Origin of the sequence: Pseudomonas sp. CFBP 8770 (assembly GCF_014841705.1) — a bacterium.
Classification (GTDB): domain Bacteria; phylum Pseudomonadota; class Gammaproteobacteria; order Pseudomonadales; family Pseudomonadaceae; genus Aquipseudomonas.
Map to the genome: position 1 here is coordinate 616,204 of NZ_JACYUL010000001.1, position 13,395 is coordinate 629,598.

Annotated in this window: 8 protein-coding genes; 3 read left to right on the forward strand and 5 right to left on the reverse strand. The window is 58.9% G+C overall.

Annotated elements, in window-relative coordinates; genetic code table 11:
• Positions 1-3: 3 nt before the first annotated feature.
• Genes IFT98_RS02775 through IFT98_RS02785 form a run of 3 tightly spaced genes read right to left on the reverse strand, consistent with a single transcriptional unit; the run spans position 4 to position 7,125 of the window.
• The gene (locus IFT98_RS02775; protein ID WP_192047402.1) at positions 4-2,718 is read right to left on the reverse strand and encodes a putative virulence factor; all 2,715 of its coding nucleotides are present in this window, start codon (positions 2,716-2,718) and stop codon (positions 4-6) included.
• Positions 2,715-5,777: a virulence factor SrfB gene (locus IFT98_RS02780; protein ID WP_192047401.1), complete on the reverse strand. Its 3,063-nt coding sequence runs from the start codon at positions 5,775-5,777 to the stop codon at positions 2,715-2,717. Before IFT98_RS02780 ends, IFT98_RS02775 begins: the two co-directional genes overlap by 4 nt.
• A 16-nt stretch (positions 5,778-5,793) precedes the next feature.
• Complete coding sequence (locus IFT98_RS02785; protein WP_192047400.1) at positions 5,794-7,125, reverse strand: SrfA family protein; 1,332 nt, start codon at positions 7,123-7,125, stop codon at positions 5,794-5,796.
• Positions 7,126-7,475: 350 nt separating this feature from the next.
• Between IFT98_RS02785 and IFT98_RS02790 the strand changes: the two genes are divergently transcribed.
• The 3 genes from IFT98_RS02790 to IFT98_RS02800 all read left to right on the forward strand — a co-directional run bounded on the left by IFT98_RS02790 (position 7,476) and on the right by IFT98_RS02800 (position 10,459).
• Complete coding sequence (locus IFT98_RS02790) at positions 7,476-8,528, forward strand: LacI family DNA-binding transcriptional regulator (protein ID WP_192047399.1); 1,053 nt, start codon at positions 7,476-7,478, stop codon at positions 8,526-8,528.
• A 137-nt stretch (positions 8,529-8,665) separates the two neighbouring features.
• On the forward strand, positions 8,666-9,223 hold the full coding sequence (locus tag IFT98_RS02795; protein WP_244650813.1) for a hypothetical protein: 558 nt from the start codon (positions 8,666-8,668) through the stop codon (positions 9,221-9,223).
• A 75-nt stretch (positions 9,224-9,298) separates the two neighbouring features.
• Complete coding sequence (locus tag IFT98_RS02800) at positions 9,299-10,459, forward strand: L-talarate/galactarate dehydratase (protein WP_192047575.1); 1,161 nt, start codon at positions 9,299-9,301, stop codon at positions 10,457-10,459.
• A 114-nt stretch (positions 10,460-10,573) separates the two neighbouring features.
• On the opposite strand, the gene IFT98_RS02805 is transcribed toward IFT98_RS02800, so the two are convergent.
• A complete protein-coding gene (locus IFT98_RS02805; protein WP_192047398.1) occupies positions 10,574-11,938 on the reverse strand; it encodes an MmgE/PrpD family protein in 1,365 nt (454 codons plus the stop codon).
• 101 nt (positions 11,939-12,039) lie between these two features.
• Positions 12,040-13,338, reverse strand: coding sequence for a CitMHS family transporter (locus IFT98_RS02810; protein ID WP_192047397.1), 1,299 nt, complete (start codon positions 13,336-13,338; stop codon positions 12,040-12,042).
• Positions 13,339-13,395: the final 57 nt, after the last annotated feature.

Sequence of the window (13,395 nt, forward strand, 5' to 3'; positions counted from 1 at the left end):
CGCTTATCTCGCTTTCAACGCGGCGAGCACATGGCCCAGCCGTTCATTCTGTTCGGATGTGATTTCCCGGCCCGCGCTGTGACCTGCGTTGCCCAAAGTAAGTGCGGCCAGACCTGACAACCAATCGCCGACGAACAGTTTCGCCTGGTTGGCCGGTTGCGCCGGCAAAACCGGCAGCTGCCCCGGTACCACATCGCCGTAAAACGCATAGAGGTGGTCTTTGCTTCCTACCAGACTTTTCGGACGCTGCTCTAAAGGTGTCTGGATAAAGCCGAACCACGAAACGAAATCACGCAACACCAGCTGCACCTCAAGTACCTGACGCTCTACCAATTGATCGCGGCGCGCCCCGCTCTGAGCCCGCTTCAATACGGCTTTGGTCAGTTGTCCGGGTACATTCTGTCGGTAAGCTGCAGTGATCAGTTCGTCGGCCACCGCTTCGATGACCGGTTTGCTCAGACCTAGCAGGTTCAGCAAATTCTGTCGGTTGGCAAGCTCACGAAGATGAGCGATCCAGGCGTTGAACACAGCCTTGGCGAAGCGATGATCGGTACCCTCCAATTCAGGTGCGACCGACCAAGGCTCTGCGCCATTATTATTGCCGTCGTCTGCATCGAAAGCCGCGCCAAAATCGGCGAAGTCGAAGCCCCCGCTATTGCCGTAGAGGCTGGTTGGCGGGGTATCGAGTGGAACGTCCTCAATAGCGTGTGCGCTTTGTTCCTCATAAATGCCGCTGAGATACAGATCGCGCACGCCATCGGAAGTCAATTGCAGGTTGTCGATTAATTCGCCAACAATTGCCTGGTTCCTGCCTACGTGTTGCAGAATCGACTGGGCCTGGCTGCGTTTGGCCGCCATCGCGCCGTCACCGTCGCACTGATACCAACTGCTCAGGCCGTGCGTGGTGAGATCTTCGAGGCATTCGGTCAATTGGTCGCGGATACGTGACAGCTTGAACTCGGTATTGGCGACATCCTTGAAGCTTTCGCTGAAGCGCTTGATGCCGCCATCGTTTATTTGCAGCAGCGCTGCCCACGCCTGCGCGGGCTGGTAGATATGCCTGCCGACCAAGCTGTTTGCGCTGAAAGTCTGGCCTAGCAGATCGATGCGCTCCTGTGAGCGTTCGAGGATGCGCAACTCGTCGCCTGTCTGGCCATGAAGCTCGATGAAAGGTGTTTCCATGCGCGGCTTGCGCACCAGATAAGTATTCTGGAAGGGCAGGCCAGCCCAGTCGGTCATCCAGGGGAAGCCGCCGAATCGCTCGATCATGGTCAGCTTGACCATACCTTCCCAGCCGGCATCGAGCATATTGGCCGGCGTGTTCAGTGCGCCGGAGATACGTTTGTCGAGCATAGTCAGTGCCCAGATCAAACCGACGCCTGGGCGTTTGCTCCGTTCGTTAGCATTCACGCCTTGGGTTTTTTCGATCCAGCGGGTGAGGACAGGGCCAACATCCGGAACGTCACTTTGTTTGTCCGATGCAGTGCACACCACCAAAGCGTTCATTTCCTGGCAATCGGTGTAGCGCTCGAACAGGTAAGCGACTTTGCCGCGCAACAACAACTGTGCAACCACATTGTCGTCAGCACCGCTGGAGTCCTTCAGTTCGCGCAGTTTCATTCGGCCGCGATAACCGGGGAAGTCCAGTAGGTCGACTGTGTTGACCACCGCATCTTTGGGTTCATTTATCAGGCAGAACGTCATCTCGGTCGTCAACGCAGCCAGTTGCGCCACGGTGACTGACGTGCTGGCGCCCAACCGCCCCTCGCGCTGAGGCCGAACGTCAATCGACAGGTCGGCACTGGTGTCGAACCGATTAAGTATGTCGACGTTCATGATGCTGTCGGCCTGGCTGTAGTCGCCGTGCCCGTCGCGACTGACCAATGCAGCAAGGGGTACGAACACTGCACGTGGGTGACCCAGTTTGGCCAGCGCCGCACTGAGCTTTTCGTAAACGCGGGTCAACGCGGGTTGCTCGCCCCATAAGATCGAAAACACCTCGGCACGCTGCTGAACGCTCAGGCGTGGCGCCAGGCGCAGCACCTGCGGCCAGTACAGGTGCTGCAGTTTCTTGACCGAGCCTTTGAAATTATCGTTGAGGTAGTCCCATAGCGAAACCACGTCATCGGCGCTGAGGCCAGGCACGTCCACAGGACTTTCCCGGCCTTCGACAGCCTTGAGGATCCGCTGGATGCGTGCCTCGTCGATTTCGTACTCGATCTGCTCCAGATCGAAATCTTTAAACCACGCATTGGCCAGAATCTTGGCAATTTCAATCTCGTTGAATAGCTTAAGTTCTACCGGGAACGCCGGATCCGGGCTCGGCAATGCCGCGCGGCTGAATCGCGTGACCAGCCCGGTCGCTTCCTTGCCACCACCCACCGGATTGATGTGGGCGATGAAGTCCAGAGTCTCGGTACCGAAGCGCGTTTCCAATTGGCCACTTTCACCTGCGGCCAACGCCGAAATCAGGTACGACTTGCCTGCCTGGGAAAGGCCGAAAAAACCAATCGTCATGGGCGTACTGGCGACCCGCTCCAGATTGCCCGCAAGATTGCGGGCGCGATGCAGACGTACGTTGAGGTTGTCGGCTTCACCGTCCAGGCGCGGCGCATTGGCGCGTGTCTGCTCGATCCATTGCAGCGCCTGGCCAGCCCCGTTATGCACCGCAGCCCAGCTGGCTGCCAGCTCGGTTTGTTGTTTGCTCAGGTCGCTCATTTGCGTTTCACACTTCCACTGTCGAGCCAATACTTGGTCTCGCTCAGGCCTGCGTCGAGCATGGTGTTGAGTTCCAGCTCCAGGTCACTGCGCGGGTTGAAGTTGACGTTGTTGCTATTGGATTCAATGCCCGCCACCGTTAATCGGTCGCTGACCAGTCCATGCTTGCGAGTGTGCTTGTCCGGCGCTTTGACTTCGAACCGCACCTTGAGCAGCGGCGCCTGATCGTCGGTGCCGACGGCCCTGGAGAATTTGTCGCGACCTGCCGCCGTGAAACGCAGCGTGTACAGCGGCGATGCCGCCCAGCGCTCGGCAGCGAGCTGGCGGAAGCCCAGGCGCAGATCGCCGCGCATTTCCAGTTGTGGACTGTCGGCGTCATCACCGGTACCCACCAGCGGTAGCTGGATCTTGCCGTCGTGGGATTGAACATCGCGGTAAAGGACATCGGCGTCTTTGATGACGTTGTTCAAGTCGATCACGCCAATATGCTTGACTGTCGAGTAGGGCTTGAGCGCTGAAGACCGGAAGTAGAAGTTCGGCACGCTGTGGTTGGCACACAGCAGGCACAGCATCGCCCCTACGGAAGCTGTGCTCTTCGGGTCGTCGATCAAGCCGCTCTTGTGAAACGGGTACCAGCCGCCGGTGCGATAGTTCTGCAGCGGCAGGATTCGTCCTGGGGGTAGCGGCAGCATTTTGCGAATGAACGCCTGTACACCAGGCAGCCGGGACGGTCTACCGGTCAGCAACAGTACGTCACAGGGGTAGTGAAAGATCACCTCGCACAACGCACCAAGAATTTTGCTAATGTTGATTTGGTCGTTGAGAAACGCCGCGTGCAGCTTCTGCAGGTCAAAGGTGATCGATGTATCGAACAACTCGAACGTACAGAGTGCACCGACTTCGCGGCGTACGGCTCCCTGTACGTACTCAAGTACGGCCTGGCCAATCGCTTTGTCGCCCAATAGGTCCCGGTAGCTATGAACGCAGATGTCCGCAGGGGTCTCTGGATCGTACTGCTCGTAAGCCTTGAGTAGTGCCAGGCCTAGGGGTGTGAACACTTGCAGGTTCAACTGCTGGCGTAGAATCATGTCTTGTGCGCTGGCCGTTTCATCGCCGCACAGGCGCGACATCAACGAGCCGGGGGATTGGACGCCCGCGCCGAGCAGCGCTTTTTCAAAGCTGGGCAGCACGAAATCCTGGATGACGTCGAGCAAGATATCGTCGCCGGCCACCTTGAAACCGTCGCGGAAGCGCTGTTCTGGCACGATATGGACATTGCTGCCACTGCCCACACTGCCGGCACGGTCCAGACGATAGTCGGTGATCACCAGGTCGGTGGTGCCACCGCCGATATCGATAGTAGCCAGGGTGATGCGTTCGCGATCGGTTTTATCCGGACGGGCGAGGGTGTCGAAAAACTCCTCCGGGTGTCCGGCAAAATTTTCGTTGATCTCGGTATACAGATACACGAGCTGACCGCACGAGGCCTCATCCCACTCCACGCGGACGCTGGGTACCGGTGTACGCGGTGGGGTGAGTTCATCGGTCTGCGGGTCTTCTTCGCCAGCGTGCCAGCCCATGCTTTTCCATACCAGACCAATAGCTTGTTGCACCCGCTCGTTAAGAATGTTGCGTTCGGCCTGGGGCATGCCAGGCGGCACGGTCAGGGTGATGCTTTTGAGCTGGCGCGGCACACGGGTGTGGCCTTGACGCGAACGCTGCGCGGGGCTGTTGATCTGCGACAGTGCCTGCGCCAGGACCTCGGCAAGCATGAATGTCATCAAAGAACTGCGCGAGTAACGCGGCATGAACACTGGCAACCGGTCGTCGTCATCCAAGGTGTACAGGGCTTCGCCGGTTTCGTTGATTAGATGTGAAAATGGTGCGGCGGTGGCATAGGGCTCGTTGTCGGTCTTGATATACGAGCAATTGAAACGCCAGCCATGGCCGTACGGGTTTTCGTCCCATAAGTAGCGTTTCGGGCTGGAAAGCCCGGTTGAGCCTTCGGTCCCACGACGGCGACTGGCCAGTCGACTGGCTTCACTGCCCACACGGGCAATCGTTGCCCATTGGAAGGCATCGTGTCGCCCGCTTTTGACCGAACAGTGGTCTTTGCCGAAGTACGCCTGGGAAAACTCGACGCGACTTTCGAACGGCTGGTTGTAGGTGTGCTCCGGCGTGATGAGGTCTCGCAGCTCCAGCACGTAATTCTGTTTGAGCCCGGAACCTGCCTGGCCGTGGTTCTCGATCAGAATGCCGCAGGTACGCGAATTGCCGACATCGAGCACCAGATCCACTGGAATCGGCTTGACCTGGCCCCTGCTGTCGTTGGCGACTACTTTCAACTCGGGAATCTCAACCCGGGTCTTGTTTTGCTGACGTGCATGCGTAGCGCTACCGAGCAGGCTCAGCACGTTCAGGTAATGCGCGAGGTGATGACCGGCACGTATGTCGATGTCCAGTTCTTCGCGAGAGCGGTGTGCATTGCCCTCGTTGAAGACCTCCAGCAACCATTCGTTGACCCAACCCTGCGCCAGGAACCACCGCGTTTCGCGCGCTTTGGTTGCCAACTTGAAAGACACACCCGAGCTGATGTCCTCTTCGTTCGGGGCCAGATAGGCAGTGCCGTCGCGTTTAGGCATCACGCGGCTGTCGAACGCCATGGTCAGACGGTGGCTGTTGCCATCGATGTCAGGTACCGGCAACTTGACAATACGCATCCTGGCCCAGTTGGTTGGGCCTTCATCGAAGCGGTGGGGCGGCATGAACCGAAAGAACGGCAGCGGTAACCAGAGACCGTCCAGCAATTCCAGACTGCTGCGCATGTCGATGCTGAACACCGGTTTGGTCTTCTCGATTCTCTCGGCCTCTGGTTCGTAGAAGAAAAAGTCCTTTTCTTCGTTGTAGACCAACCGGCAGATGAGCCCATCGGTCATGGGCGCGAACTCGCCGGCTTGTTCTTTTCGCACGTCGAGCCGCAACGCGAAATCCAGGAACTGGACACCTGTGTCGCTGACCAGTGAAACGGTATCTTCGAATTGCGTAACTTCAGTCAACATGTCAGTTCTTCCAGTCTTATTCGGTCAACTGCCGCATGGACATGGGAAATTTCTCGGTACCATAACCGCCGGTGCAATCAGCGATGTTTCTGGCACCTTTCCCACATTCGATCTTTGGCATGTCGTAAGTGCTGCCGTCGCCGCAGGCGGCCTGGGCGCTGCTTTCGATGGACAGATTTCCGTTGTTCATCGCCGCCGTAACCGGTCCGGAACAACTGACGCCGTTCGCCTGGCGAACAGTGACTTCGCCCCTGCCATCCTTGAACTGATATTCCAGACGTAGCGGTCTGCCGGTGCGCCGATCCTGAATCCCTGCGCCTGCCCGGTAGTGACCGTCGAGGAAGTCTGCAGCACCGTCTCGCGCGTTTTCAGGAATGCTCAAGGGCGAAGCCGGTTTGTCGACAGCCGCCTGTGTAGGTTTGAATTCGGGCTTTCCGGCGGACTCGTCGGCTGGTGTCGGCTGTGTTTGCGCGACCGCGTCCTGTGCAGATACCGGAGGCAGCGCCTGGGGCTCGATGTTGGTGGCTTTGTGCGGATCGGGCGCAGCACCGCCGGCTTCATTGGTCACCGCGCCGTTACGGTCGACAACGGGTGCGTTCAATTCGCCAGCGCCATCGAGCTTTGCATGGGGCAGGCTAGGTAAGTAAGACACCTCTGGCAAAGCCGGGGCTGGCATGCCTGGAATTGCCAAAGTCGGTACGCAGCTGCGCAGCCCAAATAGCAACAACAGCAATAGCAGCAGCAAAAGAGGTAACAGCCACCACCAGCGCCGCCACCAGGATCGGCGAACCGGCATGGATGCCGCCGGCTCGACGACAGGCGCCGGCGCAGGTGTAACGGCTGGCTCTACAGTGTCTTCAGGTGGGTACAAACAGCGTAGCGGGTTACGACCCGGGTCGGCGTTGGCGTGTTGAAAGCCCCAAAACGTCAAGACCGGCTTGCCGGCGACCAGGTAGACGAAATTTTCGTCAGGGAAGTGAACGACGCGCTTGAGCAGTTTGCCGAAAACCGCTTTGTCGCCTTGCTGCTGGACAGAGTCCGCGCCCAGAAAGCGTTCACTCAATTGCTTCAGTGCAGCGTCGAGTGCTTCCAGCTGCAGACGAGCAGGCGCGCGTTCCTCTTCGGTTGCTGCGCTCCAGGGAATGACATCGCCGTCGACGCTGCTGTACCAGTCGATCTTGTTGCCCAGCTCATCGCTTTGAGGGATTGCCAGGTGCTCGACCAGCGTGGGGTTCTTGCGTCGAATCGCTTCGAGTAATTGCAATGCGGCTCGGTACACTGGCTGACCTGTTTCGCCAAGCGCAGTGAATGACTCGCTCTTGCCACTACGTAATAGTGCGCCTTGCATCCTTGCTCCAAACGACAGTTAAGATGGGTAAGCGTTAGCGAAAGGCTCCTTGCTACCCCTGTAACTCGGGACAGTACTGGCAAAGGGCTGGCGCCGTCAATTATGCATGTCGCCAGCATTCACTAAAACCACAAGACCAGGAACTGCAACGGGAATCGCCCTGACCATTCACCGAGCCTTGCTCAGTGAACACGGTGTTAAAGTTGCTTGAACAACTTTTGTCCGTAGCGGCCTTCATGAGCCGCGTATAGGATAGAACGTCATCACACCCGCAATACGTTGATTAATCATTTCATTGCATTACGCCTGACTCATCGCTTTCATGTCATGCCCTTGAATCCGGAAACCCGATGGCAAAGAAACCTGGCACGAAGTCCGCCACCCACGACGTCTCTGAGCGCAAGAAAGCGTCGAGCCTGACTTTGATCGATGTGGCCAAGATTGCTGGCGTTTCCCCTATTACCGTTTCCCGAGCGCTGCATCGCCCTGAAGTGGTGAGTAAACAGGCGAGGGAAAAAGTCTTGGAAGCGGTGCGCGTCACCGGTTATGTATCCAACATGTTGGCCGGGGGGCTGGCGAGCAGCAAGTCGCGGCTGGTGGCGATCTTCCTGCCCACCATTGCCAACTCCATTTTCGCCGACACGGTGCAAGCCTTGATGGACCGTCTTGCCCAGGCAGGCTATCAAACCCTGCTGGGCTTGACGGGCTACTCTGCCGAACAGGAAGAGAAGCTTCTTGAAGCCGTCCTCGGTCGTCGGCCTGACGGCATCGTCCTGACCGGAACCCTGCACACCGACTCCAGCCGCCTGCGTCTGGCCCAATCGGGTATTCCGGTAGTCGAAGCGTGGGACTTGAGCGAGGAGCCGCTGGACATGCTGGTCGGGTTTTCCCACGAAGAGGTAGGGAAAGCTACGGCTGTACACCTGCTCGCCAAAGGCTACAAGCGCTTTTCAGTGATCACCATCAGCGATCCACGCGGCCTTCGCCGTTGCGAGAGTCTGATTGCCGAGTTGCAGCGTCAGGGTGCGGCCGAGGTCCCGATGCAGATCATGACACCGCCCGCCACCCTGGAAGTCGGTCGTGCGGGCCTGCGGCAGCTTTTCGAGCAGGGGGCGACACCTGACGTTGTGGTCTGCAGTTCTGACACCATCGCTCAAGGTGTGCTCGCCGAGGCCGCCAGCCGTGGTCTGCACGTGCCCGCCGACCTGGCGGTAATGGGCTTCGGCGACTTGAGCAGCGCTGCCCATGTGTATCCAGCGCTGTCGACAGTGTGTGTAGACGGCAAACGCATTGGCGATCAGATTGCCAGAGCACTGCTGGAGCGCTTCCACTACCCGGCCGGCAGCACTGCGCCCGTTCGAATCGACACTGGATTTACCCTGGTCGATCGACAAAGCACCTAATTCATTTTGTCTGAAAACCGACGAACGCGCTCTTGAATGATTGCGCAATCAGCGTAGGATTTTCGGCAAGATCATCCTGGGCGAGGCAAGAATGACTTTTTTCGATCTTGAAATGATTGCGCAATCACTCGGTCTTCATGCAGTCGACGTCAAGCTCGCACCGCGACAAACACAATAAGGATAATAAAAGTGAAGACACCCGCATCGGCGACGCCAAGACGCCCTTCAGTTGGAAGAATGTTCGCGCCATTGGTGCCAATCGGATGATGCTGGGTATCTACTTGGGTCAGTTCTGTTTGACTTCCATTACCTGGTTCTTCCTGACCTGGTTCCCCACCTATCTGATCGAAGCCAAGGGCATGACCATGCTCAAGGTCGGTCTGGTTCCGGCTATTCCCCCCATCGCCGGTTGCCTGGGCTGGTGCATCGTCGGTGATGTCTCGCCAAAGCGTGCCATGGGCATCAGCGGCGCGATGTTCAACTTCTGCGGCAACATCGCCAGCATCGTTACCCCGATTGCAATCGGCGTGCTGGTCACTCAGCTGGGTTCCTTCGATGCGGCGTTGATGTATGTGGCTGCCATGGGGCTGCTCGGCGCCTTCGCCTACTTGTTCATCGTTGGCCCGCTCAAGCGCATGGACATCGACGAACTCAACGACTCGCCGACGCCTGTATCCGAGCCACTGAAGAGCTAACTGGCTCATGCACGCTCTTGATGACGCATAACCCACTTTCACAACAAGGAAAGCACCATGCTCGGACAACAAACCATGCCTGGACAACAACAAAACCACACATCATCCGACGGCGACCGAATCGCCTACGTCAAGGTCTCCTCGGTCTTTCTGCCCCTGGCCAACCCTATCAGCGACGCCAAGGTGCTCACGGGCCGGCAGAAACCGATGACTGAAATTGCGATTCTTTTCGCCGAAATCGAGACGGTCGATGGCCATAAGGGCCTAGGCTTCAGCTATTCGAAACGGGCCGGTGGTCCGGGGCAATTTGCCCACGCCAAGGAGATCGCGCCGGCGTTGATCGGTGAGAACCCGAGCGACATTGCAAAGCTGTGGACCAAACTGTGCTGGGCAGGAGCTTCGGTTGGCCGCAGTGGCTTGTCAACTCAGGCCATCGGTGCATTCGATGTGGCACTGTGGGACCTCAAAGCCAAACGTGCCAACCTGTCTCTGGCTCGTCTTCTGGGCGCGCAACGTGACTCGGTACGTTGCTACAACACCTCAGGTGGCTTTTTGCACACACCGCTGGACCAACTGTTGAAAAATACGGACCTGTCGCGGGAAAAGGGCATTGGCGGCATCAAACTCAAAGTCGGCCAGCCTGATTGCGCCATTGATGTCGAGCGAGTCAGTACTGTGCGTAGGCACCTCGGCGACAACTTCCCGCTGATGGTGGATGCCAATCAGCAATGGGATCGTCCGACGGCGCAGCGCATGTGTCGGCGATTCGAGGAGTTCAATCTGACCTGGATCGAAGAACCGCTGGACTGCTACGACGCCGAAGGCCACGCTGCGCTCGCGCAACAGTTCGACACACCGATCGCTACGGGGGAGATGCTGACCAGCGTCGCCGAGCACGCCGAATTCATCCGGCTGCGAGGTGCGGATTTCCTGATGCCCGATGCTCCCCGGGTTGGGGGTATCACCCCCTATCTGAAAGTCGCCGCGATGGCCGAACAGGCTGGGGTGATGTTGGCTCCCCATTTTGCCATGGAGCTGCACGTGCACCTGGCGGCGGCTTATCCGACCGAGCCCTGGGTCGAGCACTTCGAATGGCTCGAGCCACTTTTCAACGAACGCCTCGAAACGCGCGAAGGCCGCATGTTGGTGCCGACGCGCCCCGGCCTGGGGCTTTCCCTGAGCGAGCAGGTCGTTCCTTGGACCGCACAGGTGGCTGAAGCGGGCAATCGTCCATAGTGGGGTCACGGACACGCCAGTGGAGCCTGCGCGATGAACTGATTTATGTCTCCTCTATTCGGCCCTGTGTTCTGCACTACCTGCCCCAGGACGCACTTGGCGTTTTACCGACGTTCAACGCGTCGCGCAAAGATCGCCGATCACCTCGGCGCGCGGCAATTGCTCCATGCGCATGAGGGTATCGATCAAGGTTGCAACGGCTTGCGTATCCAAGGCCTTGGCCGCGTTGTGGTTGAACTTGGTCATGATGCTCTCCAGAGGGGCTGGCTGGTCGGCGGTCCTGCCGGCCGGACTGTGCGCTCGCACGGTCAGCCGCGTCCCGTTGTGCAATCGAATGTGCAACTCGGTCAGGTAGTTGCCTGGTCTGGCTAGAGAGGGAGTGGGGTGAGGCAGGGCATGTATGCGTTGCATGAGCGCCAGCGCTTCGGCGTCGTTGAAGGCGTTTTCGCTGAAGCTGTCAAGTACGATGCGGCCGTCGATCAGGGCGCGGGCCAGGCAATATTGCACGCTGAATTTGGCATCCAGGCTGGTCCGTAGCAGAGAGCGGTCGACATGGGTCAGACGCAGTGGATGCAGGTAGACCTCGATGCCTGCAACGTCGCGAACCTCGAAAGGGTGGTCACGGCGCAGCGTGAACAAGGCATCGAGGCTGGTGTGTGTGCTGTCGCAGCAGGGGTAGAGCTTGATGCCGATACCTGGCTCCACGATGTCCAGGGGAGCAGCCCAATTCTGCAATGCCAGTGCTGGCGTATAGTTTCCGGGGCCGTTGAACACTTCGAAGAAACCTTGGCGATGTTCGAAGGCATCCAGGCTTGCGGTGAAACCGTTGCGGGTCAAAAGCGCTGCCATCAAGCCGTTCCTGGCGGCATGGCCGACGTGGTAGGGCTTGGCCATGGTGCCGAAGTTGGCCTTGACACCCGAGGCCAACGACACACACAGCGCCAAGGCCATCGAGGTCTGCTGTTCATCGAGGCCAAGCAACCGAGCACTGGCCGCAGCTGCGCCGAACACGCCTAAGGTGGCAGTTGGGTGCCAGCCCTTGTCGTAGTGATGAAAATTGACGCTCTGTGCCAGGCGTGCCTGCGTTTCGAAGCCGGCCACGTAAGCCAGCAACAGCTGGCGGCCGGTGTGTCCCCCTTCTGCAGCCAAGGCCAACAAGGCCGGCAGGATCGGCGCGGTAGGGTGCCCGCCCATGGCGATGTTCACGTCGTCGAAATCCAGCGCATGGGCTGCAGCACCGTTGACCAGGGCCGCGCACAGCGGGTCCAGTCGTTCGTGTCTGCCCAGTACCGGTACTGCGCCGAGGGTGTTCAGTCCCCCGGTCTGCAGCAGCGTGTGCACCACGGGTTCACGTGCGCCTGCCAAGGCACAGCCCACGGTGTCGAGGATGGCGAGCTTGGCATTCCATAAGGCCTGTGGGGATAAGTGCTCGAAGGTCAGACTGCAGGTGCGTGCTGCGATGGCAGAGGTCAGTTTCATTGTGAGTCCAATCGTGAAGGGAGGTATCGACCAGGCGTGTCGGTACCTCGTTCAAGGCCGCATTGCCGGGATGGAGTCAAATTCGCCATGCAGAGCGTGATCTACCTGGAGACGGAGATTGCCCCGGTCAGGACGGCAAAAGTCATGTAGGCCAGCGATGCCAGCAGCACCCATTTCCAGGCAAATTTCTGGAAGTCGCCCAGGTCTGCCTTGATGATGCCGAGCAAGGCCCACAAGGGCGCCGAGGCCGGGCCTATCGAATGGGCCATCTGGCCGATGACGGCGGCACGAGCGATCTCCATGGCGGGGATGTCGTAGCGCGCGGCCATTTCCGCCAGTACCGGCACGATGCCAAAGAAGTACGCGTCGTTGGCCATGAAGAAGCTCAGGGGGATGCCGATCAGCGCGGTGGCCAGTGGGATCAAGGAGCCGAGGTGGCTGGGCAGACTGCCCACGAAGGCTTCGGCCATCGCCGTGGTCATGCCGGTTTGAGTCAAAATCCCCGTGAAGACCCCTGCGCCTAATACCAGCATCACCACAGGCACGGCACTTGCTGCATGCCGCTGAATGACAGCGCCTTGGTCGGCAGCACGTGGCACATTGACGAACAGTGCGATGACGAAACCGGCGATGAACAACACCATGAGGTTGGCTACACCCAAGACCAGGCAAACCAGCAGCAGGACGGTCAGTGCAGCGTTCAATGCCGTCTGCCAGTTGGCGGCGTGCTCGACCTGGCAGCTCTCGGCGATGATCTGCGCTGAAACCTGCGCACTGTGCTGCGGATCGATTGCCTTGCGCGCTTTGCGCCCCAGCACGTAGGCAATGAGGCAGACGAAGGCGCAGGACAGGATCATCGGGCCGAGCATTGCCGCGAAATACTCGCTGGCGTCCAGGTGCAGGATACTGACGGCCCGTGTTGCAGCGCCGCCCCAAGGGGTCGTCCCGGACACGGTACCCAGCGCCATGGTGGCGATGGTCGCGATGATCAACGGGTTGATGTGAAGCCTTTTGTAGAGCGGCAGGAAAGCCGAGCAGATGATCATGTAGCTGGTGGTTCCGTCGCCATCCAGGGCGACCAGACAGGCGAGGACGGCGGTGCCCACGCAGATATTGACTGGGTCGCCTTTGGATATGCGGATGATCAGTCGCGATAGCGGATCGAACAAGCGCGCATCCATCATCAAGCCGAAATACAGCACGGCGAACAACAGCAACACGGCAGTGGGTGCTACCGTCTTGATGCCGGCGGCGATCATTTCGCCCAGCTGTGCGCCCTGGCCGGTAAACAGCAGGAAAAATGCTGGCACGACTATGATCGCGACGAAGGCCGTCATCCATTTGCGGATGACGCATAGCATGAACACACCCAAGGTGGCAAAACCGAGGAGAGCCAACATGTTGGTGCTCCTCAGCAGGCGTCGAATGGGACAGGAACAATAAAGGGGACGGGCGGA